The following is a 21,156-nucleotide window of genomic DNA, read 5'->3' as shown; positions in this document are numbered from 1 at the left end:
GCGCTCTCCGATCCCGACACCCGGGCCGGCGAGGCGCGGGAGGCGTGGGTGCTGGCGCGCGACGCGGCAGTGATCGCCCTGCTCTATGGCGCGGGTCTGCGTATCTCCGAGGCGCTGGGCCTCTCGGCGGGGATGATGTCGCCCGGCACGACGCAGATCACGGTGACGGGGAAGGGCAACAAGACGCGCATGGTGCCGTTGATCGCGCCGGTGCTCGCGGCGGTGGATGCCTATCGCGGTCTCTGTCCTTATCCTCTGGCGCCGGACAAGCCGCTGTTCCGGGGCGCGCGGGGCGGGCCGCTCTCGCCGCGCATCGTGCAATTGGCGGTGGAGCGGATGCGCGGCGCGCTGGGCCTGCCCGACAGCGCGACGCCCCACGCCCTGCGCCATTCCTTCGCCACCCACCTCCTCTCGCGCGGCGGAGATCTCAGGGCGATCCAGGAACTGCTCGGCCATGCCTCGCTCTCCACCACCCAGATCTATACCCAGGTCGATGCCGCCGCCCTCATGAATGCCTGGCGCGCCGCTCACCCCAGGGCGCGGGCATAAGCAGGAGCCGAAGCATGACGTTCACGCCCATCCGCCCCGTCATCGAGCATCTGTCCGTCACCACCGTGGACCTTGCCCGTGCGGTGCGCTTCTACGATGCGGTGCTGGCGCCCCTCGGCCTCGTGCGGGTGGCGGATTATGACGAGCCGGAGGGCGCGTCCGCCTGCTGGGGGCCGCCGGGCACCCTGCCGGCGCCGGAGGGCGTGCCGGGTGCGGCCCCTTTCTGGGTGCAGTTGCGCGAAGGGCCGGTGACGCCGCCGCCGGGCACCCATATCGCCTTCTGCGCGGCGGACCGGGCGGCGGTGGAGGCTTTCCATGCGGCGGGCCTCGCCACGGGCGGAACGGACTACGGCGCGCCGGGGCTCAGGCCTCAGTACGGCCCCGGCTATTACGCCTCATTCCTCATGGACCCGGACGGCTGGCGCATCGAGGCCGTCGCCTACGTGTAGGGCTGCGCTGGTTTGCCGGCTGTGGGCCGGCGGCGGTCTGCCCTTTCAATGCTGGTAAACGCTCCGTTATCCTTCGCAAGTGATTCGCGGGGCGCCGCAGAGAGGCTGCGGCAGCCGCAGGGCAGGGGAAGGACACCGGGGCGAATGGCGGAGCGCATCCGGAGGAGCGGCGCGCGGCGTCCGGCGCGCGGGCGCAGGCTGGGGCCGGCCCCGGCGAGGGGATGCGCGAATTTCTGCGTCGGTACCCGTCCCGCGTTGTTTGGCTCCGTCCTCCTCGCCACCACCGCCCTCGCCGGCACCCCGGCCGCTGCCAACGGCTGGAGCATTGCCATGGGCGCGGCCGAAGCGCTGTGGCCGGTCATCGCTCTGTCCGCCTGCGCCGCCGCCGGCCTCGTGGCCCTGAGGTCCCGCCGGGTGGCCGCCGATCTCGGCGCGCGCATGGACAAGGCCGAGGCCGAGGCCCGCGATGCCGGCGCCGCCGCTGCCCGGGCCCGGGCGGAAGCCCATGCCGCGCGCTCCCTCCTCACCGCCGGCGCGCCCGCTTTCATGACCTGGAGCGGCCGCGCGCTCCCGGTGGATGTGCACGGCGCGACGCCGGAAGCCTTCCGTGCCAGCCTCGGCGCCGCCTCCGCTGCCCTCGACCGCGCGCTGGAGCAGTTGCGCCGGGAAGACGGCACCGTTTCTCAGCTGGTGGACACCCCGGCCGGTCCCGCGCGGCTGGAAGGCCATAGCCTCGGCGGCGCGGGCGTGCTGCTCCTGCGCCCGGCCGATGCCGTAGATACCGCCACAAAAGCCGATGCCGCCGATTTCGCCGAGGCGGAGCGGATGGCCCATGGCCTCGCCGCCGCCCTCGATGCCGCCGCGGCGCCCGCCTGGCTGCGCCGGCCGGATGGCACGCTGGTCTATGTGAATCCCGCCTTCGCTACCGCGGTGGGGGCGCCTTCGGCCGCCGAGGCGCGCGCCGCCGGCCTCGATCTGCTCGACACCCGCATCCGCAGCGCCGCGCTCACCGCAGAGGGGGCGGCCGGCACCTTCCGCCAGCGGGTGAAGGCGGTGGCGAGCGGCCAGCGCCGGCAGATGGACGTGGTGGAGGTGGCCGGCCCCTTCGGCACCGCCGGCATCGCCATCGACGTGACCGGCGAGGATGTGGCGAAGGCCGAGACCGCCCGCACCGTCGCTGCCCACCAGCGCACGCTGGACCAGCTCACCACCGCCGTGGCCATCTTCGGCGCCGACGAGCGCCTCGTGTTCCACAACGCCGCCTATGAGCGCCTGTTCGACCTCGCCCCCGGCCTGCTCGACCAGCGCCCGCCGGAAAACGAAATCCTCGAAGACCTGCGCCGCCGCCGCAAGGTGCCGGAGCAGGCGGATTTCCGGGCGTGGCGCGCGCAATTGCGCGAGGCCTATCGCGCCATCGAACCGGTGAACGACTGGTGGCACCTGCCCGGCGGGCAGATGCTGCGCGTGGTCATCACGCCCAATGCCGAGGGCGGCATCACCTATCTGTTCGACGACCTCTCCGAGCATCTGGCGCTGGAGAGCCGCTACAACAGCCTCATCCGCATTCAGGGCGAGACGCTGGACGGCCTCGCCGAGGCGGTGGCGGTGTTCGGCGCCGACGGGCGGCTCAACCTCTACAATCAGGCCTTTCTCGCGCTCTGGTCCCTCGATGCCCAGGCCATGGGCGACAAGCCCCATGTGGACGCGGTGGCCGCCATGTGCCGCCCGCTCTATGGCGAGACGGCCGCCTTCTCCCGCATCCGCCAGGCTGTGACGGCCATCGGCCCGCGCGAGGTCATGACGCTGCGCATCGAGCGGCCGGACGGCCGCGTGCTCGACGGCGCCACCCAGCCGCTGCCGGACGGCGGCACCATGGTGACGTTCCGCGATGTCACCGACAGCGTGAAGGTGGAGCGGGCGCTGACCGAGCGCGCCGAGGCGCTGGAGGCGGCGGACAAGCTCAAGAACGCCTTCGTCGGCCACGTCTCCTACCACCTGCGCACGCCCCTCAATACCCTGATGGGCTATGCCGACATGCTGCGCGAAGGCCTTGCTGGCCCGCTCAACGACCGCCAGCGCGACTATCTCGACCACATGCGCCAGTCCTCGGACCTGCTGCGCGCCCTCATCGACGACATCCTCGACCTCGCCACCATCGATGCCGGCGCCATGGAGCTGGATCTCGCCGAGGTGGACGTGCGCGAGCTGGTGCTCTCCGTCGCCGAGGCGGTGCGCGACAGCGTGGACGAGGCGCGGCTTTCCCTCGCCGTGAACATCGATCCCGCCGCCGGCGTCTTCGTCGCCGATGCGCGGCGGCTGCGGCAGATCCTGTTCAATCTCCTGTCCAACGCCATCGCCGTCTCGCCCGAGGGCGCCACCGTGACGCTCGGCGCCGCGCGGCGCGACGGGGCGCTGGTGTTCACCGTCCGCGACGAGGGGCCGGGCGTGCCGGCGGAGGTCAAGGAGACGCTGTTCGACCGCTTCGAGAGCCGCAGCGCCGGCCCGCGCCATCGCGGGGTGGGCCTCGGCCTTGCCATCGTGCGCTCCTTCGTGAGCCTGCACGGCGGCTCGGTCACGGTGGGGCCGGCCTCGGCGACGCGCGGCACCCTCGCCACCTGCATCTTCCCGCTCGAAGGCGAGCGCCGGCGGGAGGCTGCCGAATGAGCATCGTGCTGGAACGCCTTGAAGGTCAGCCGGTGGCCTGCCGCGTGGTGCTGAAGGACCTCGCCGCCACCAGCCGTCTCGCTTCGCTCATCGCCAGCTGGTTCGGGGGCAAGGACACCATCACCCTCACCGGCGACCTCGGCGCCGGCAAGACGGAGCTGGCCCGCGCGCTCATCCGCGCCTTCGCCGACGATCCCGCCGTGGACGTGCCCAGCCCCACCTTCCCGATCCTCATCACCTACGAGTTTCCCCGCGGCCGGGTGGTGCACGCCGATCTCTACCGCATCCAGGAGCCGGACGAGCTGGACGAGCTCGGCTGGGACGAGATGCGCGAGAACGCGCTCCTCATGGTGGAATGGCCCGAGCGCGCCGAGGAGCGCCTGCCGGCCGACCGCCTCGATGTGGCGCTCTATCTTGCCGCCGGCACGCGGGACGCGGCCGATCTCGGCCCGGAGGCGCGCATCGCCATCGTCACCGGCTATGGCAGGTTCGGCCCGCGGCTCGACCGGCTGATGATCGCCCAGTCGCTCATCGAGCAGAGCGGCTTTGCCGAGGCGGCGCACCGCTTCCTGCAGGGCGACGCCTCCGCCCGCTCCTACAGTCGCCTCGTGCTGGGCGATCGCTCCGCCATCGTCATGAACGCGCCGCGCCAGCCGGACGGACCGCCGCTGAAGCGCGGCCTGCCCTACAGCCAGCTCGTGCATCTGGCGGAGGACGTGAAGCCGTTCGTCGCCATGGACCGGGCGCTGCTGGCGCAGGGCCTGTCCGCGCCGCTGATCTATTCGGCGGATCTGGAAGCCGGCATCCTCGTGCTGGAAGACCTCGGCCCGGAATTCGTGGTGGCCGGCACCCCGCCCGCCCCGGTGCCGGAGCGCTATCGCCTCGCGGTGGAAGTGCTCGCCACCCTGCACAGCCGGCCGCTGCCGCGCACTTTGAACATCGCGCCCCGGGTGGAGCGGGCGCTGCCGTCCTACGACGTCGCCGCCATGCTCACCGAAATCGACCTGATGCTGGACTGGTACCTGCCGTCCCGCGGCATCCGGCTCGACGGGGTGGTGCGGGAGGAATTCCGCCTGCTGTGGCGCAGCGCACTCAACCCGGCCATGGCCGAGCCGCCCACCTGGGTGCTGCGCGACTACCACTCCCCCAACCTCATCTGGCTGCCCCAGCGGGAGGGGCTGCGCCGCATCGGCCTCATCGATTTCCAGGACGCGGTGATGGGGCCGGCGGCCTATGACGTGGTGTCGCTGGCGCAGGATGCGCGGGTGGACGTGCCGGAGGAGCTTGAGCTCGAACTCGTGCGCCGCTACGTGGCGATGCGCCGCGAGGCGGACCCCACCTTCGATCCCCGCGGCTTCGCCCGCACCTACGCGCTGATGGGCGCCCAGCGGGCCAGCAAGATCCTCGGCATCTTCACCCGCCTCAACGATCGCGACGGCAAGCCGCATTATCTCCGGCACCTGCCGCGCATCCGGCGCTATCTCGCCCGCTGCCTCGCCCATGAGGAGCTGGGATCGCTGCGCATGTGGTATGAGGCGGTGCTGCCATCGAAGGACCTCTCCGCGTGACCGCTGCCCCCGACACGCTGCTTGACGCGCCCGCCGCCGGAACCGTCCGGGTTGATACCGCCATGGTGCTCGCTGCCGGCCTCGGCACGCGCATGCGCCCCCTCACCTCCACCCGCCCCAAGCCGCTGGTGGAGGTGGACGGTCGTGCGCTGGTGGACCATGTGCTGGATCGTGTCGCTGCCGCGGGCCTTCCGCGCGCCATCGTGAACGTGCACCACCATGCCGACCTGCTGGAAGCGCACCTCAAGGCCCGCGCGGGCGCGCCCGACATCCTCGTCTCCGACGAGCGCGGCCTGCTGCTCGAGACCGGCGGCGGTGTGCGCAAGGCGCTGCCGCTGATCGGCGCCACGCCCTTCCTCGCCATCAATTCCGACACGATCTGGATCGAGGGCGCGCGGCCGAACCTCGTGCGGCTCATGGAGCAGTTCGATCCCGAACGGATGGACGCGCTGCTGCTGCTTGCCTCCGCAGCCCATTCCATCGGCTATGACGGCCTGGGCGATTTCCAGATGGACAAGCTCGGCCGGCTGGAGCGCCGGGGCGAGCGCACCATCGCCCCCTTCGTCTATGCCGGCGCCGCGATCCTGAAGCCGGAGCTGTTCGAGGGCACGCCGGAGGGCGCCTTCTCGCTCAACCGCGTGTTCGACCGCGCGGCGGCGGCGGAGCGGCTGTTCGGCTTGCGGCTGGACGGCATCTGGATGCATGTGGGCACGCCCGACGCCATCGCCCTGGCCGAGGAGGCCATCGAGCGGTCGAGCGATTGAGGGTCTTCCTCTGGCGGGACGAGGAGTGAAGCCGTGCCGCGCGTGCTGACCATTCCGCCCTCCGCGCCCTTCCTGCCGGTGCTCGCGCGCGCCCTGCTCAACGGCGCGCTGGTGGCGGGCTTCGCGCCGCGCAACGATCCCCTCGCGCTGGCCGGTGCCACCGTCTTCCTGCCCACCCGCCGCGCCGGGCGGCTGTTCGCCGAGGCGCTGCTGGAGGCGTCGGGCGGAACGGCGCTGCTGCTGCCGCGCATCGTGCCCCTCGGCGACGTGGACGAGGATGCGCTCGCCTTCTCCGAGGATGCCCCGGTGTTGGCGGCGCCCCACGCCATCGCCCCGGTGCATCGCCGGCTCGTGCTGGCGCGGCTCGTGGCGCACTGGCGCGATACGCTGTCCAAGGCGGTGGAGCGGGAGGCGGTCGCCGCCGGCACGGCCTCCACCTTCGCGCTGGCCGATGCGCTGGGCTCCCTGTTCGACGATCTCACCACCGCCGGCCTCGGCGTCGAGCGGATGGACGGGCTCGTGCCGGACGAGCTGGATCGCTATTTCAAGGTGGGGCTGGATTTCGTCCGCATCGCCCGGCGCGCCTTCTCCGCCTATCTGGCGGAGGAGGGGCTGGTGGAGCCCGCCGCCCGCCGCGATGCGCTGGTGGATGCGGAGGCGCGCCGCCTCACTGCGCTGGGCACGGCCGCCGGGCCGGTGATCGCCGCCGGCTCCACCGGCTCCATGCCGGCCACCGCGCGCCTCCTGAAGGCCATCGCCAGCCTGCCCCATGGCGCCGTGGTGCTGCCGGGGCTGGACCTCGATCTTGATGCGCCGTCCTTCGACCGGCTCGCCGATCCCGTGCTCGGCGCGCCCGACCATCCGCAATACGGCCTCGCCCGTCTCCTCGGCACGCTCGGGGTGGAGCGGCGCGAGGTGATCCCGCTGGCCCCCCCCGCCCCCTTCGGCCGTGAGCGGCTGATGGGCGAGGCGCTGCGGCAGGCCGAGATGACCGACCTCTGGGCGACGCTGCCCGCGCGCCTGCCGGCGGACGACCTCGCCGCCGCCATGGCCGGCATCAGCGTGGTGGAGGCGGATGATCCCCGCGCCGAGGCGCTGAGCGTCGCCCTCCTGCTGCGCGACAGCCTGGAGCGGCCGGGCGAGACGGCGGCCCTCGTCACCCCGGATCGCGACCTCGCGCGGCGGGTGGCGGCGGAGATGGCGCGCTTCGGCGTGGCGCTGGACGATTCCGCCGGAACGCCGCTGGCCGACGCCCCCGCCGGGCGCCTCGCGGGCCTTCTGGTGACGGCGGCGGCGGAAGGGCTGGCGCCGGTGCCGCTGTTTGCGCTCCTCACCCACCCGCTGGCGCGCTTCGGCCTCGATGCGGACGCGAAGGCCGATGCGGTGGCGGCTTTGGAGCTGGCCGCCCTGCGCGGTCCCCGCCCCGCCGCCGGCATTGCCGGCCTCTCCGCCGCGCTGGATGCCCACGATCCCGAAGGCTATCGCCGCTCCGATCCCCGCAGCCGCATCGATGGTGCGGCCATCGCCGCCGCGCGTGATCTGGTGCGGCGGCTGGAGGGCGCGCTCGGCCCGCTGCTGGCGCTGGGCGACCGTCACGGCGCCGTTCCCCTCGATGAACTCGTCGCCGCCCATCGCGCTGCGGTGGAGGCCGCCGCCGGCCGGCTCGATCCCGAGGCCGAGGATGCGGCGGAGGCAGCCCTCGCCCGCACCTTCGACACGCTGAAGAGCGCGGCCGGCGACGGCCCGGCCCTCGACCTTTCCTCTTATGCCGACGCCGCGGGCGCGCTCTTCTCCGACACCATGGTCCGCCCCCGCGCCGAGCCCCATGCGCGCATCCGCATCCTCGGCCCGTTGGAGGCGCGCCTCGTCCATGTGGACCGCATGGTGCTGGGCGGTCTGGTGGAGGGCTCCTGGCCGACCATTCCCGAGACCGACCCGTGGCTGAGCCGCCCCATGCGGGCGCAGCTGGGGCTGGACCTGCCGGAGCGGCGCATCGGCCTGTCCGCCCATGATTTCGCGCAAGGCTTCGGCGCGCGCGAGCTGGTGCTGAGCTTCGCCGCCAAGGTGGGCGGCACCCAGAGCGTGCCCTCGCGCTTCGTGCAGCGGCTGAAGACGGTGGCCGGGGAGGCCGAGTGGGATGCCGCCCGCGCGCGCGGCGCCCGCTTCGTCCGCGCCGCCAGAAGGCTGGACGAGGCGCCCGCCGTGCCCCGTGCGACCCGCCCCGCGCCCGCGCCGGCGCTGGAGCTGCGCCCGCGCCGGCTTTCGGTGACGGAGATCGAGACTTTCCTGCGCGATCCCTATTCCATCTATGCCCGCCACGTCCTCGGCCTGTCCCCGCTGGATGACCTCGACGCGCCGCCGGGCGGCGCCGAGCGGGGGATGGCGCTGCACGAAGCCGTGGGCCGCTTCACCACCGCCTTCCCCGACGACCTGCCGCCCGACGCGCTGGCGCGGCTGATCGAGGAGGGCGCCCGCGCCTTCGCGCCGCTGAAGGCGTTCCCGGCGGAACATGCCCTGTGGTGGGCGCGGTTCGAGCGGGCGGCGGCCTTCCTCGTCGCCTTCGAGCGCGAACGGCGGGCGCATCTGGATCGCATCGTCGCCGAGACGAAGGGCAGCCTCGAAATCCCGCTCGCCGCCTCCACCTTCCGCCTCACCGGCCGCGCCGACCGCATCGAGATCAAGCGCGACGGGACGCTCGCCATCATCGACTACAAGACCGGCACCGCGCCGAGCGCCAAGCAGGCCGCCTCCCTCTCCCCGCAATTGCCGCTGGAAGCGGCCATGGCCCGGCGGGGCGGCTTCGAGGGGGTGCCCGGGGCGCCGGTGGAGGAACTCACCTATGTGGAGCTGAAGGGCGGGGCCGACGGCGGCGCGGAGAAGCCGGTGAAGGTGAAGGACCGCTCCACCCACGACCTCGCCGAGGATGCCCTCGCCGGCCTCGAAAGCCTGCTGAAGGCGTTCGAGAATGTGGCGCAGGGCTATCGCTCGCTCGCCGCGCCGCAATGGTCCGGCCGCTATGGCGATTATGACCACCTCGCCCGCGTGCGCGAATGGGCGCTGGCCGGGGAGGAAAGCGAATGAGCGCGAGCCTCGAGAGCAGCGCCAAGTCCGAGGCCACCCGCCGCCAGTCGGAGGCCTCCCACCCCGCCGTTTCCGCCTGGGTCTCGGCCAATGCCGGCTCGGGCAAGACCCATGTGCTCGCCCGCCGCGTCATCCGCCTGCTGCTCGCCGGCACGCCGCCGGGGCGCATCCTGTGCCTCACCTATACCAAGGCGGCGGCGGCCAACATGGCCAACCGCGTGCTCGCCATTCTCGGCCGCTGGGCACGGATGGACGATGCCGCGCTCGATGCCGCCATCGCGGAGACGGTGGGCGAGGCGCCGGATGAAGCTCTGCGCGCCCGCGCGCGCCGGCTGTTCGCCGCGGCGCTGGAGACGCCGGGCGGGCTGAAGATCCAGACCATCCACGCCTTCTGCGGCGGCCTCTTGCACCGCTTCCCGTTCGAGGCGGACGTGGCGGCCGGCTTCCGCGAGCTGGACGAGGTCGCCCGGCGCGAATTGATGGCCCGCATCCGCGCCGACCTGGTGGTGGCGGCGAGCCTTGCCCCCGCATCCCCGGCCGGCGAGGCGCTGGCGCGGCTCACGGAGGAGATGTCCGATAGCGGCCTCACCGGCCTCATCGAGGCGGCGGTGGCCCTGCGCGCCCGCATCCTGCCCCTGGGCGACACGCCCGCCGCCCGCCGGGCGGCGGTGGCGCGGGCGCTGGGGCTGCCGGCGGGGCTCACGGTCGCGGATGTGGAAGCCGAGATGCTGGCGAGCCCGCATCTTCCCCGCTCGGAATGGGCGAGCGTCGCGGCGACGCTTGCCACCTCCGACAAGGCCACCGACCGCAAGCGCGCCGACGACCTCGCGGCCGCCGCTGCGGCAGAAGACGACGCCTCCGCGCTTGTGGCCTATCGCGGCGTGTTCTTCGGCTCGGATGGCCCGCGCTCGGACAAGAACCTGCTCACCAAGGGCATGGGCACGCGCGAGCCGGACCTGCTCGCCCGCTTCACCGCCGAGCGCGACCGCCTCGCCGGCCTCGACGATCGCCTCAAGGCGGCCTGGACGCTGGAGCGCACCGGCGCGGCCCTTACCCTTGGCGCGGCGGCCTGCCAGGCTTACGAAACGGCGAAGGCGGCGCGGGGCCTGCTCGACTTCGACGACCTCATCACCAAGGCCGCGGCCCTGCTCGCCGAGCAGCCGACCTTCGTGCAGTTCAAGCTCGATCAGGGCATCGACCACATCCTTGTGGACGAGGCGCAGGATACGAGCCCCGAGCAGTGGAAGGTGGTGGAGGGCCTCGCCTCCGACTTCTTCTCCGGTGAGGGCGCGCGGGCGGGCGTGACCCGCACCATCTTCGTGGTGGGCGACGAGAAGCAGTCCATCTTCTCCTTCCAGGGCGCCGATCCGCGCGCCTTCGGCGCCATGCGCTCCACCTTCGAGCGCAAGGTGGGGGCAAAGGGCTTCCGCCGGGTGGAACTGCCCCACTCCTTCCGCTCCGCGCCGGGCGTGCTGGAGGCGGTGGATGCCATCTTCAAGAGCGAGGTCGCCCATGCGGGGCTGACCCTCGATGCCGTCGCCCCGGTCCATGCCGCCATCCGCGCCGACGCGCCGGCACTGGTGGAGATCTGGCCCACCACCGTGCCCGAACCCCATCCCGAGCCGGACAACTGGCGCCGGCCGCTGGACGAAGTGCCCACCGACGATCCCGTCAGCCGGCTCGCCGCGCGCATCGCGAGCTTCATCCAGGCGGGCATCGCCAACGGCCTTGCCATCCCCTCCCGCGACGGGCGGCCCATGCGGGCCGGCGACGTGCTGGTGCTGGTGCGCCGGCGGGGGCGGGTGTTCGAGGCGGTCATCCGTGCGCTGAAGGAATTGAAAGACCCGCGCGTGCAGGTGGCCGGCGCCGACCGGTTGGTGGTGCCGGAGCACATCGCCGCCCTCGATCTGATGGCACTGGGCGACGCGTTGCTCTCGCCGCACGACGATCTCTCGCTCGCGGCCGTGCTGAAAAGCCCTCTGTTCGGCTTCACCGACGACGATCTCATGGCCCTGTGCCCCCAGCGCAAGGGAACGCTCGCCTCCGTCCTCTCTGCCTCCGACGATCCGCGCCACCGCGCCGCCGCCGCGCGGCTCGCCGGCTGGAAGGGCGAGGCGGAGGGGCTGCGGCCGTTCGATTTCTACGGCCGCTTGCTCGGCCGCGACGGCGGACGGCGGGCCATGCTGGCGCGCCTCGGCCCCGAGGCGGCGGACGTGCTGGACGAGTTCATGGCGCTGGCCCGCACCTATGAGGGCGCGGAACCCGCGAGCCTCGCCGGCTTCCTTGCGTTCCTGCGGCGCGGCGGGGCCGAGACCAAGCGCGACATGGAGAGCGGGCGCGACGAGGTGCGGGTGATGACCGCCCATGGCGCGAAAGGGCTGGAGGCGCCCCTCGTCATCCTCGCCGACACGGTGGACATGCCGCGCCCGCGCATCGCTGGTGGCCTGCTCACCTTGCCAGGTGCGGGGGTACCGGTGCTGGCGCCGCGCAAGGCGGAAGACCCGGAGGTGCTCGCCACCGCCCGCGCCGCCGCCGCCGCCCGCGAGCTGGAGGAATATCGCCGTCTGTTCTACGTCGCCCTGACCCGCGCCGAGGATGCCCTGGTCATCTGCGGCGCCGAGACCCGTGCGCCGGCCAAGGACAAGCCCCACGCCCGGCCCGAGGGCTGCTGGTACGACCTCGCCCGCGCGGCGCTGGAGCCGGACGCCGACGCGGGCCCGGCGCTGGGCTTCGAGGGTGAGGTGCTGCGCTGGCGCAGGGGGCCGGGGTTGAAGGTGGCGGGCGGTGGTGCTGCGGTGGCGGCAATAGTCGGGGAGGGGGAGGCGCTCTCGTTTCCGAATCCCCCGCCGCCCGAGCCCGCCTTGCGCCGTCTGCGTCCCTCCGGCCTCGACGGAACGGACCCCCGGCCCGAGCGGCCGGCCTTGCCCGCGCCGCTGCCCGAGAGTGCGCTGTCTCCCCTCCTGCGCGGCGATCTCGTCCATCGGCTGCTGGCCGGCCTGCCGGAGGTGGCGGCGGCCGAGCGGGAGGCGGCGGGCCTTCGCCTGCTGCGCCACGCGGCGGACGGGGTGGACGAAGAGGCGCACCGGGCGATTCTCGCCGAGGCGCTCGGCGTGCTCGGCCATGCGCCCCTCGCGGAGCTGTTCGGCGCCGGAAGCCGGGCCGAGGTGCCGGTGATCGGGCGCATCACGGGCGGAGGCGGGGAGGTGTTCGCCGTCAACGGCCGCATCGACCGGCTGGTGGTGTTGCCCGACCGCATCCTCGTGGCCGACTTCAAGACGGACCGGGTACCGCCTTCGGACCCCGCGGAGGCCGGCGAAAGCTATGTTTCCCAGCTGGCGGTCTATGGCGCCATTCTGTCGCAGGCGTTCGGCGGGCGGCCGGTGGAAGCGCGCCTGATCTATACGGCCGGGCCGCTTGTGGTGCCGCTCATTCCCGCCCGGCTCGCCGCGGCGCTGACGAAGCTTGGTGTTCCGTCCCCGCCTTTCGCCTCCCTTGGCGTCAAGGGCGCGTGAAGCCGCCTTGACGGGGAGGGGAGGGGCTACCTACGTTCTCCCCCAACATCCAGTGGTTCTCCCCGTTCTGCCCTACGAGGTATGTCATGGCCGTCGAGAAGGTTTCCGATCAGAATTTCGATCAGGACGTGCTGAAGTCCAGCGCGCCGGTCATCGTCGACTTCTGGGCGGAGTGGTGCGGCCCCTGCCGCATGGTTGCCCCCATTCTGGAGGAAGTCTCCGGCGAGCTGGGCGAGAAGGTCCGCATCGTGAAGCTGAACGTGGACGAGAATCCGCAGACGGCATCTAAGTACGGCATCATGTCCATCCCGACCCTGCTCCTGTTCAAGGATGGCAAGATCGCCTCCCGCCAGGTGGGCGCCGCCCCCAAGGCCAAGCTGGTGCAGTGGATCAACGGCTCGATCTGATCTTCGACTCCGCCGAATATGAAAAAGCCCCCGATTCGGGGGCTTTTTTGTTTTTGTGTGGGGGTGAACAGGCCTCAGCCGTGGCGTGCGAGCATTTTCCCTGAGGAGGAGACGCGCTCCACCGTGAACGCGGAGGCAGGGCGTACCCGCCATGGGCGGTCAAGGCAGAGGCTGGCATCGTTGAGCCGGGCCGCCTCGGCCTGCGCCTCGCCCTCGTTGGCGAAGCGATGCGCCTCGCGGGGGAAGAAAGCGCCGCCGGGGACGATGACCGCCTCACCCTCCTGCGTATCGATCCGGGTTTCACTGCCGTCGAAAAAGACCCAGCCGCACGGCGCACCCGGCACGGCGCGGGCGACCAGATGGGCGAGGGAGAGGGGGACGCGGCGGCGCGCGGGCTGCCAGCGCGGCATACGGAAACTGAACATCGGACCCGTTGTCCTCTATCGCCCCTGAGGTGTCTTCCCAGTGGAAATGCTCAGGGGTGCCCGACCGTTCCAACCTGCGACGTCGTGAACGTCACCAGGATGTTACCCACAGCAAGGCTCAAGCTGGCGGAACCGAGCGCCTCAATAGCTGACGGCGGCGAGATAGAGCCCCGCCGCCGGGGCCATGGGGCCGCAGCGGGTGCGATCGGCGGCGGCGAGGGCTGCGGCGAGATCGTCCGCGCTCCAGCGGCCTTCCCCCACCCGCATCAGCGAGCCCACCATTGAGCGCACCTGATGGTGCAGGAAGGACCGGGCCGAGGTGACGACGCGGATTTCGTCGCCGTGGCGGGACACGTCCAGCTGGTCCAGCGTCTTCACGGGCGAGGCGGCCTGGCACTCGGCGGCGCGGAAGGTGGAGAAATCGTGCTTTCCCAGCAGGCGCTGGGCGGCGGCGTGCATGGCCTCCGCGTCCAGCTTCTGCGGGATGCGCCACGCCCGGTCGCGGTCCAGCGCGAGGTCGGGTCGCCGATTGACGATGCGGTAGAGGTAGTGCCGCTTGGTGGCGGAGAAGCGGGCGTCGAAGCTGTCCGGGACAAGCTCGGCGGAGAGCACCGCCACCGGATGGGGCCGAAGCTGGGCTGTCATGGCGTCGCGCACCGTATCCGTGCGCCAGTCCTTCGACAGATCCACATGGGCCACCTGCCCGGTGGCATGGACGCCGGCATCGGTGCGCCCGGCGCCCGCTACCGTCACCTTTTCCCCGCAGAAACGCTGAAAGGCTTCGGCCAGCACACCCTGCACGGTGGGCAGCTCCGCCTGCATCTGCCAGCCGGCGAAGGGGGTGCCGTCATATTCGATGGTGAGCTTGTAGCGGGGCATGGCGGGTCTGGCCGCCCTCAGGCGAGCCGGCTTCCGGGCGGGACGGCATTGCCCCTCAGGAACGTCTCCGCCCCCATGGGCTGCTTGCCGGCCTTCTGCAGTTCGACGAGCCGCACCGCGCCCGCACCGCAGGCGATGGTGAGGTGGTCGTCAAGTACCGTGCCGGGTGCTGCGGAGCCCTCCGCCAGAGTCGAGCGCAGCACCTTCACCCGCGCCTCCTCCGGTCCGAAGGGAAACCACGCGCCGGGGAAGGGGGAGAGGCCGCGGATGCGGTCGTGCACCTCCTGGGCGGGCTTTGACCAGTCGATCCGGGTCTCCGCCTTCTCGATCTTGGCGGCATATTCCACGCCGGTTGCCGGCTGGGGCGTGAAGCCGAGGCCGCCGCGCTCCAGCGCCGCCAGCGCCCGGCCCATGAGGTCGGCGCCGATCACCATCATCCGATCGTGCAATTCGCCGGCGGTCATGTCCGGGCCGATGGGGATGCGCTCCACGAGGCCCACGGGGCCGGTGTCCAGCCCCGCTTCCATCTGCATCACCGCGACGCCGGTCTCCGTGTCGCCGGCCATGATGGCCCGCTGGATCGGCGCGGCGCCGCGCCAGCGCGGCAGCAGGGAGCCGTGCAGGTTCAGGCAGCCGAGGCGCGGCGCGTCGAGGATGGCCTGCGGCAGGATGAGGCCATAGGCCACCACCACCGCCACGTCCGCCTCATGGGCGCGGAAGGCGTCCGCTGCTTCTTCGCCCTTCAGGCTCCTGGGCGTGAACACCGGCAGGCCGAAGCGCTCGGCCACCGCATGGACGGGGGAGGGGGTGAGGTCGAGCCCGCGGCGACCGGCCGGGGCCGGGGCGCGGGTATAGACCGCCACCACCTCGTGGCCGCGCCCGACGATCTCCGAGAGGGTGGGCACGGCGAAATCCGGCGTACCCATGAAGACGATGCGCATGGACCCTCGTGTCCCGTGATCTCCCGCCGCGGCGGGATCAGGCCTCGGCCTTGTGCTTCGCCTGCTTGGTGAATTTCTTGATGACGCGGTCGCGCTTCAGCTTGGAGATGTGATCGATGAAGAGCACGCCGTTGAGATGGTCGATCTCGTGCTGCACGCAGGTGGCGAACAGGCCCTCGGCCTCCACCTCCCGCGTCTTGCCCTCCACGTCCATAAAGCGCACCGCCACCTTCGCCGGGCGCTCCACCTCCTCGTAATATTCGGGGATGGAGAGGCAGCCCTCGCTGTAGACGGAGGTCTCTTCCGAGGCGGCGATGATTTCCGGATTGATGAGGGCGATGGGCTTCTTGTTCTCGCCGTCGCGCGCGACATCGATGGTGATGACGCGGCGCTGCACGCCCACCTGTATGGCCGCCAGCCCGATGCCGGGGGCGTCGTACATGGTCTCGAACATGTCCTCCACCAGCTTGCGCACCTCGTTGTCGATCTTCTCGACCGGGGTGGAAAGCGTGCGCAGCTTGGGCTCGGGGATGATGAGGATGGGCCGGATCGTCATTCGAGCGAGATAAGCGAAGCTGCCGCATAGGTCAACATGTTCGCCGTTTGTTCAGATGAGAGAATCACGTAAGAAGAGAAGGTTCACGCAAGAGCAAGGCATGCCGGTTGTGCTGTTCACCTTCGGCGGGCGGCCCTTCACCGTGGCCGAGGCGGCTGCGGTCGCCGCGGCGGTGCTGGCGCTGCTGCTGTTTCTGGTGCTGGTGAGCCTCGTGCGCCAGTCGCGGGCGCGCGCCGCCGCGGTCGCTGAGGAAGCACTCCGGCGGGACGAGATGGACCGCCGCCTGCGCGAGCTGGTCCGCGTCCAGTCCGAGACCGCCGGCCGCGTGCAGAGCATGACGGAGATCCTCGCCCAGAGGCAGAGCGAGCTGGCCCGCGCCGTCTCCGACCGGCTCGACCAGACCTCCCACCGGCTGGGGGAGACGCTCTCCACTGCCGCCCGCGCCACCCATGAGAGCCTGACGCGCATCGCCGAGCGTCTCGTGATGGTGGAGACGGCCGAGCGCACGCTCGGCGATCTGTCCGCGCAGGTGGTCTCCCTGCGCGAGACGCTGGCCAACAAGCAGGCGCGCGGCGCCTTCGGGCAGGCGCGGATGGAGGCCATCGTCTCCGATGGTTTGCCGCGCGGCAGCTTCGCCTTCCAGTACACCCTCTCCAACGGCAAGCGGCCGGACTGCGCCATCTTCCTGCCGGGGGATGCGCGCCCGCTGCTCATCGACTCCAAATTCCCGCTGGAGGCCGTCACCGCCTTCCGCGAGGCGCCATCCGCCGAGCATCGCAAGGCCGCAGGCCAGCGCCTGCGCAACGATCTCTTGAAGCACGTCTATGACGTGGCCGAGCGCTACTTCATCCCCGGCGAGACGCAGGACGTAGCGCTCATCTTCGTGCCGTCCGAATCCGTCTATGCCGAGATCAGCGAGCATTTCGACGGCGTGGTGCAGGAGGCCTATCGCCAGCGCGTGGTGCTGGTGTCGCCATCGCTCCTGATGCTGGCCGTGCAGGTGGTGCAGGCCATCGCCAAGGACGCCCGCATGCGCGAGGAGGCGGACCGCGTGCGCGCCGAGGTCGGTGCCCTGGTGGAGGACGTGAGCCGCCTGCGCGAGCGCGTGGGAGACCTCGCGAAGCATTTCGCGCAGGTGGGTGACGACGTTCAGCGCGTCATCATCTCCGCCGACAAAATCGCCCGGCGCGGGCTGAGGCTGGAGCAGCTCGACTTCGACACCCCCGGTCCGGCGTCCTCCCCGCCGCCCTCCCCGCCGCCCAAGTGAGGGCCGGCGCCATGCCGAAGCACCGCATCACCACCACCAGCTTCGCCAGCGTCTATCCGCTCTATGTCGCCAAGGCCGAGCGCAAGGGGCGCACGCCGGCGGAGGTGGACGCGGTGATCCGCTGGCTGACCGGCTATTCCGACGCCGAGCTGCGCGCCGTTCTGGCCGGAAAGACCGATTTCGAGACCTTCTTCGCCGGGGCGCCCGCGCCGAATCCCGCCCGCGCGCTCATCACGGGCGTGGTCTGCGGCGTGCGGGTGGAGGAGGTCGCCGAGCCGACCATGCGGGAGATAAGGTATCTCGATAAGTTGATCGACGAACTGGCGCGCGGGCGGCCGCTGGAGAAGATCCTGCGCGAGGGCTGAGGCCTGTTGATGCGGCCCCGGTCGGGGGCTGCGGCATCTTGCGCGGCGGCCTGCGAGGCGGGATGCTGACGCCTGAGATGAATCGCGCGCCGGTTGGGGCGCGCCCGTGACCTTTAAGGACGAAATGCCCGAACTGCCCGAGGTGGAAACCGTCCGCCGCGGCCTGATGCCCGTCTTACAGGGCGCCGTGATCGAAAGCGCCGAGGCGCGCCGCCCGGACCTGCGCTGGCCGCTGCCGGAGAACTTCGCCGAACGCCTGGCCGGCCGCCGCGTGGAGGCCATCGGCCGCCGCGCCAAATACCTGCTCGCCGACCTCGACGGCGGCGAGGTGATGATCCTGCACCTCGGCATGTCCGGCTCCATCCGGGTGGAGGGCGAAAAGGCGCTCCGCCCGGGGGCGTTCCATTATCCCCGCGCCGCCGCCGGGCCGCACGACCATGTGGTGCTGCACCTCGCCGGCGGCACCACCGTGACCTTCAACGATCCGCGCCGCTTCGGCGCCATCCTGATCGTCCCCTACGACCGGCTGGAGAGCCATCCGCTTCTGGCGGGCCTCGGCCCGGAGCCGCTGGGCAACGCCTTCCATGCCGACTATCTCGCGGGCGCGTTCGCGCGCCGCAAGACGTCGCTGAAGGCCGCGCTGCTGGACCAGAAGCTGGTGGCGGGCCTCGGCAACATCTATGTCTGCGAGGCCCTGTTCCGCGCCGGCCTCTCGCCGCGCCGCCTCGCCCACACCATCGTCACGAAGGACGGCAAGCCGACGCCGCGGGTCGAGCGTCTCGTCACCGCCATTCGCGACGTGCTGCGCGAGGCCATCCAGGCCGGCGGCTCCTCACTGCGCGACCACAAGCAGGTGAGCGGCGAGCTCGGCTATTTCCAGCACACCTTCCGCGTCTACGACCGCGAGGGCGAACCCTGCCGCACCCGGCACTGCAAGGGCATCGTCCAGCGCATCGTGCAAGGCGGGCGCTCCACCTTCTACTGCCCGGTCTGCCAGAGATAGCGCAGCCCCGCACGGCCGCTGTGCGAGGCTGCCACTTCGCATGCCGGCGCGGAAGCGCTAGAGCACGGTTCCGCGCGCGCGGCGCAGGATATCGACCGGCGTCACGCCGGCTCAGGAGGAGACGAGGATGGCTTACGAGACGATCCTGTTGGAGGTGGACGAGCGGGTCGGCATCATCCGGCTGAACCGCCCGCAGGCGCTCAACGCGCTCAACGCCCAGCTCATCAACGAGTTGAACGCCGCCCTCGACGTTCTGGAGCACGACCGCGCCATCGGCTGCATCATCCTCACCGGCTCGGAGAAGGCCTTCGCCGCCGGCGCCGACATCAAGGCGATGCAGAGCTTCACCTATCCGGACACGTATCTCGACGACTACATCACCTCCTGGGAGCGCCTCTCGCGCACCCGCAAGCCGGTGATCGCGGCGGTAGCCGGCTTCGCCCTGGGCGGCGGCTGCGAGCTGGCCATGATGTGCGACTTCATCCTCGCCGCCGACACGGCGAAATTCGGCCAGCCGGAGATCAAGCTCGGCGTCATGCCCGGCTCGGGCGGCACCCAGCGCCTCACGCGCTTCGTCGGCAAGTCGAAGGCCATGGAAATGTGCCTCACCGGCCGGCTGATGGATGCCGTGGAAGCCGAGCGCTCCGGCCTCGTCTCGCGCATCATTCCCGCCGCCGAGCTGATGACCGAGGCGCTGAAGGTGGCCAAGGTCATCGCCGGCATGTCGCTGCCGATCGCCATGCAGACCAAGGAGGCGGTGAACCGCTCCTACGAGACCTCCCTCGCCGAGGGCATCCGCTTCGAGCGCCGGGTGTTCCAGTCCCAGTTCGGCCTCGCCCACCAGCAGGAAGGCATGAGCGCCTTCATCGAAAAGCGCCCGCCCAACTTCAAGGGCTGACGCAGACGCGGGTGCCGCCCCACCGGCCGCACCCGCCTTCCCCATCTTTCCGCGACAGAGCGCAAGGAGCGTGTTGACAAGCAAGCCGCACCCCCTCTATGTGTCGCGCTCCGATCCGGCCCCAACCGGACGGGGCCCAGGTGGCGGAATTGGTAGACGCGCTGGTTTCAGGTACCAGTGGTGAAAGCCGTGGAGGTTCGAGTCCTCTCCTGGGCACCATTTACCCTTCCGGGTAAGTCCCAAAAGCTCAGAAAACCCTTACAAACACTCAATTCTCCGGTCCAGCAGGTTCCGGGGGTGTCTGGAGGTATCCGTTGGCAGCCGGCAAATTTGGGGGGATTTGGGGGTATCGGAAACGTCCCCCCATTGAGGGCGCCCTCTATGCCCCTGACCGACACCGCCATCCGCGCGGCCAAGGCCGGCGACAAGCCCTATAAGCTGGCGGACGGTGGTGGTCTCTATCTCCTGGTGAACCCAACGGGCTCCCGCCTCTGGCGGTTGAAGTACCGCATCGAGGGCAAGGAGAAGCTCCTCGCCATAGGCCCCTATCCCGATGTGACGCTTGCCAAGGCGCGGGAGCGGCGCGACTTCGCCAAGAAGGCGATCATAGACGGCGCCGACCCCTCCGCCCGCGAGAGGCCGTCATGGGAGGATGCGATGGCGGCGCCGTCCTTGCCACTCTCAAGCTCGCCGCAGCGCGTATCTGGGGTTCGGCCTTATGAGCCCCCCACCTAAAAATCCGGGGCTGCCCAGATCGCATCAGCTCCTGGACGCGCCCTGACGCGCGCCTTGATCCAGCACCGCGTCGAGGCCGAGTTCCGGATGGAGTTCCGTGACCACGGCGATGTCTTCCTGGATGCGCGCGATGATCCAGTCCCGCACCTCGGTGACGATCGCGCGCGTGGCCTTGTCGCGCGACCGCACGAACTGGCAGTGCCGCCCGGTGGTCATGAGGCGCGGGCTCGCGGGGATGAGCATCTTGTTGCGCAGCCAGTGGCAGATCACGTTCAGCCAGCCCAGCGCCACGCCCTGACCCAGCAGGGCAGCCTGCACGACGATGGCGTAGTCCGAGAAGATCATTGAATTGACGGGCGAGCTCGGGTCCTCCGGAAAGAAGAGGTGCGACCAGTTCGGCTGCGCCTCGCTCAGGAAGATGAGGGTTTCCTCCGTGGACTTCGTCGGGCCCCGGTGCGCGTCGCTGTAGCCGGGACTGCAGATGGGCAGGAGAATCTCGGGCATGATGTAGGCCGCCTCGTGCCGCTCGTCCGGTCCGTTCACGAAGCGCATGCCGAGGTCGACGTCGGTGACCGGCCCGGTCAAGGCGGACATGATGAGTTCGAACCGAAGCTCCACCGTCGGGAAGGTCCGCTTCAGTTCCGCCATCCGCGGCATGATCCAGTGGGTGGTGAACCCGGTCGAGACCGAGAGCGTCACGGTATCCACGCCGGCATTGCGGTCCTCGATTTCGCGCAGCGCGTGCTCGATGCCGGAAAATCCCCGCGAGATGGCTTCGTAGAGAATGAGCCCAGGCTCGGTGAGCGTCACGCCGCCGGGCAGGCGGTTGAACAGCGTGGTTCCGATGTGGTCCTCAAGCCGGCCGATCATGCGGCTGACGGCGGCCGGCGTGACGTTCAGCTCCCCGGCGGCGCGGGCGAAGCTGCCGCAGCGGGCCGCCGCCTCGAAGGTGAAGAAGCCATTCATGGACGGCAGGGCGAGGCGGATTTTGCGCATTTACATAATGTAACTTAGCCGGGATTTTTTTTCAATTGAACCCGGTGCGCAAGATTGGTCTTCTTAGCCGCAACGAAGGCCCAACAAGGGCCGATAA

18 protein-coding genes and 1 tRNA gene are annotated in these 21,156 nt (G+C 71.0%); 14 read left to right on the top strand and 5 right to left on the bottom strand.

The genetic code is table 11. The features are described 5' to 3' along the window. The 8 genes from ACE3QW_RS03705 to trxA form a co-directional block, all read left to right on the top strand. On the top strand, nucleotides 1–549 hold a 549-nt coding region (locus ACE3QW_RS03705), incomplete at its 5' end, for a tyrosine-type recombinase/integrase (RefSeq protein WP_374250482.1). A 14-nt stretch (nucleotides 550–563) separates the two neighbouring features. Further along, complete coding sequence (locus ACE3QW_RS03700) at nucleotides 564–998, top strand: VOC family protein (protein ID WP_374250481.1); 435 nt, start codon at nucleotides 564–566, stop codon at nucleotides 996–998. A 255-nt stretch (nucleotides 999–1,253) separates the two neighbouring features. After that, entirely contained in the window at nucleotides 1,254–3,662 is a 2,409-nt protein-coding gene (locus tag ACE3QW_RS03695) for a PAS-domain containing protein (RefSeq protein ID WP_374250480.1), read from the top strand. After that, nucleotides 3,659–5,230 (top strand): tRNA (adenosine(37)-N6)-threonylcarbamoyltransferase complex ATPase subunit type 1 TsaE, encoded by a 1,572-nt coding sequence (gene tsaE, locus ACE3QW_RS03690; RefSeq protein ID WP_374250479.1) that lies wholly within the window; start codon nucleotides 3,659–3,661, stop codon nucleotides 5,228–5,230. Before ACE3QW_RS03695 ends, tsaE begins: the two co-directional genes overlap by 4 nt. 62 nt (nucleotides 5,231–5,292) lie before the next feature. Continuing rightward, a complete protein-coding gene (locus ACE3QW_RS03685; RefSeq protein WP_374250485.1) occupies nucleotides 5,293–5,994 on the top strand; it encodes a nucleotidyltransferase family protein in 702 nt (233 codons plus the stop codon). A 33-nt stretch (nucleotides 5,995–6,027) separates the two neighbouring features. Next, nucleotides 6,028–9,075 (top strand): double-strand break repair protein AddB, encoded by a 3,048-nt coding sequence (gene addB / locus ACE3QW_RS03680; RefSeq protein ID WP_374250478.1) that lies wholly within the window; start codon nucleotides 6,028–6,030, stop codon nucleotides 9,073–9,075. Then, nucleotides 9,072–12,587: a double-strand break repair helicase AddA gene (gene addA / locus ACE3QW_RS03675; RefSeq protein ID WP_374250477.1), complete on the top strand. Its 3,516-nt coding sequence runs from the start codon at nucleotides 9,072–9,074 to the stop codon at nucleotides 12,585–12,587. The genes addB and addA overlap by 4 nt, the downstream gene beginning before the upstream one ends. A gap of 86 nt (nucleotides 12,588–12,673) precedes the next feature. After that, nucleotides 12,674–12,994, top strand: a complete 321-nt coding sequence (trxA, locus tag ACE3QW_RS03670) for a thioredoxin (protein ID WP_024276966.1) — start codon at nucleotides 12,674–12,676, stop codon at nucleotides 12,992–12,994. Between the two features lie 74 nt (nucleotides 12,995–13,068). Here the strand turns inward: trxA and ACE3QW_RS03665 are convergent, their stop codons facing one another. The 4 genes from ACE3QW_RS03665 to def form a co-directional block, all read right to left on the bottom strand. Further along, nucleotides 13,069–13,419, bottom strand: a complete 351-nt coding sequence (locus tag ACE3QW_RS03665; RefSeq protein WP_374250476.1) for a hypothetical protein — start codon at nucleotides 13,417–13,419, stop codon at nucleotides 13,069–13,071. 141 nt (nucleotides 13,420–13,560) lie between these two features. Next, entirely contained in the window at nucleotides 13,561–14,298 is a 738-nt protein-coding gene (truA, locus tag ACE3QW_RS03660) for a tRNA pseudouridine(38-40) synthase TruA (protein WP_250164912.1), read from the bottom strand. Between the two features lie 17 nt (nucleotides 14,299–14,315). Next, a complete protein-coding gene (fmt, locus tag ACE3QW_RS03655; protein ID WP_374250475.1) occupies nucleotides 14,316–15,239 on the bottom strand; it encodes a methionyl-tRNA formyltransferase in 924 nt (307 codons plus the stop codon). A 37-nt stretch (nucleotides 15,240–15,276) separates the two neighbouring features. Then, nucleotides 15,277–15,795, bottom strand: a complete 519-nt coding sequence (gene def / locus ACE3QW_RS03650) for a peptide deformylase (RefSeq protein ID WP_250164914.1) — start codon at nucleotides 15,793–15,795, stop codon at nucleotides 15,277–15,279. A gap of 100 nt (nucleotides 15,796–15,895) precedes the next feature. On the opposite strand from def, the gene ACE3QW_RS03645 reads away from it, so the two are divergent. The 6 genes from ACE3QW_RS03645 (at nucleotide 15,896) to ACE3QW_RS03620 (ending at nucleotide 20,063) form a co-directional block, all read left to right on the top strand. Further along, complete coding sequence (locus ACE3QW_RS03645) at nucleotides 15,896–17,062, top strand: DNA recombination protein RmuC (protein ID WP_374250474.1); 1,167 nt, start codon at nucleotides 15,896–15,898, stop codon at nucleotides 17,060–17,062. Between the two features lie 11 nt (nucleotides 17,063–17,073). Further along, nucleotides 17,074–17,427, top strand: coding sequence for a DUF2200 domain-containing protein (locus ACE3QW_RS03640; protein WP_374250473.1), 354 nt, complete (start codon nucleotides 17,074–17,076; stop codon nucleotides 17,425–17,427). Nucleotides 17,428–17,551: 124 nt separating this feature from the next. Then, complete coding sequence (gene mutM, locus ACE3QW_RS03635; protein ID WP_029556620.1) at nucleotides 17,552–18,430, top strand: bifunctional DNA-formamidopyrimidine glycosylase/DNA-(apurinic or apyrimidinic site) lyase; 879 nt, start codon at nucleotides 17,552–17,554, stop codon at nucleotides 18,428–18,430. 127 nt (nucleotides 18,431–18,557) lie between these two features. Continuing rightward, a complete protein-coding gene (locus tag ACE3QW_RS03630) occupies nucleotides 18,558–19,328 on the top strand; it encodes an enoyl-CoA hydratase (protein ID WP_374250472.1) in 771 nt (256 codons plus the stop codon). A gap of 134 nt (nucleotides 19,329–19,462) precedes the next feature. Further along, nucleotides 19,463–19,547, top strand: a tRNA-Leu gene (locus ACE3QW_RS03625). 162 nt (nucleotides 19,548–19,709) lie between these two features. Continuing rightward, a complete protein-coding gene (locus ACE3QW_RS03620) occupies nucleotides 19,710–20,063 on the top strand; it encodes an Arm DNA-binding domain-containing protein (RefSeq protein ID WP_374250471.1) in 354 nt (117 codons plus the stop codon). Between the two features lie 24 nt (nucleotides 20,064–20,087). Here ACE3QW_RS03620 and ACE3QW_RS03615 read toward each other — a convergent pair whose 3' ends face one another. Continuing rightward, nucleotides 20,088–21,059: a LysR family transcriptional regulator gene (locus ACE3QW_RS03615; RefSeq protein ID WP_374250469.1), complete on the bottom strand. Its 972-nt coding sequence runs from the start codon at nucleotides 21,057–21,059 to the stop codon at nucleotides 20,088–20,090. Nucleotides 21,060–21,156 lie beyond the last annotated feature (97 nt).

It is taken from the genome of Xanthobacter sp., assembly GCF_041911315.1.
Taxonomy (GTDB): domain Bacteria; phylum Pseudomonadota; class Alphaproteobacteria; order Rhizobiales; family Xanthobacteraceae; genus Xanthobacter; species Xanthobacter aminoxidans.
The sequence above is the reverse complement of the archived record's forward strand: the minus strand, read 5'-3'. Positions and strand labels throughout refer to the sequence as shown.

Excerpts from the sequence above, each read along its gene's own strand:
- ACE3QW_RS03700 (WP_374250481.1), top strand. The coding sequence starts at position 564 with ATGACGTTCACGCCCATCCGCCCCGTCATCGAGCATCTGTCCGTCACC.
- tsaE (WP_374250479.1), top strand. The coding sequence starts at position 3,659 with ATGAGCATCGTGCTGGAACGCCTTGAAGGTCAGCCGGTGGCCTGCCGC.
- ACE3QW_RS03685 (WP_374250485.1), top strand. The coding sequence starts at position 5,293 with ATGGTGCTCGCTGCCGGCCTCGGCACGCGCATGCGCCCCCTCACCTCC.
- addA (WP_374250477.1), top strand. The coding sequence starts at position 9,072 with ATGAGCGCGAGCCTCGAGAGCAGCGCCAAGTCCGAGGCCACCCGCCGC.
- trxA (WP_024276966.1), top strand. The coding sequence starts at position 12,674 with ATGGCCGTCGAGAAGGTTTCCGATCAGAATTTCGATCAGGACGTGCTG.
- ACE3QW_RS03665 (WP_374250476.1), bottom strand. The coding sequence starts at position 13,419 with ATGTTCAGTTTCCGTATGCCGCGCTGGCAGCCCGCGCGCCGCCGCGTC.
- truA (WP_250164912.1), bottom strand. The coding sequence starts at position 14,298 with ATGCCCCGCTACAAGCTCACCATCGAATATGACGGCACCCCCTTCGCC.
- fmt (WP_374250475.1), bottom strand. The coding sequence starts at position 15,239 with ATGCGCATCGTCTTCATGGGTACGCCGGATTTCGCCGTGCCCACCCTC.
- def (WP_250164914.1), bottom strand. The coding sequence starts at position 15,795 with ATGACGATCCGGCCCATCCTCATCATCCCCGAGCCCAAGCTGCGCACG.
- ACE3QW_RS03645 (WP_374250474.1), top strand. The coding sequence starts at position 15,896 with ATGCCGGTTGTGCTGTTCACCTTCGGCGGGCGGCCCTTCACCGTGGCC.
- ACE3QW_RS03640 (WP_374250473.1), top strand. The coding sequence starts at position 17,074 with ATGCCGAAGCACCGCATCACCACCACCAGCTTCGCCAGCGTCTATCCG.
- mutM (WP_029556620.1), top strand. The coding sequence starts at position 17,552 with ATGCCCGAACTGCCCGAGGTGGAAACCGTCCGCCGCGGCCTGATGCCC.
- ACE3QW_RS03630 (WP_374250472.1), top strand. The coding sequence starts at position 18,558 with ATGGCTTACGAGACGATCCTGTTGGAGGTGGACGAGCGGGTCGGCATC.
- ACE3QW_RS03620 (WP_374250471.1), top strand. The coding sequence starts at position 19,710 with ATGCCCCTGACCGACACCGCCATCCGCGCGGCCAAGGCCGGCGACAAG.
- ACE3QW_RS03615 (WP_374250469.1), bottom strand. The coding sequence starts at position 21,059 with ATGCGCAAAATCCGCCTCGCCCTGCCGTCCATGAATGGCTTCTTCACC.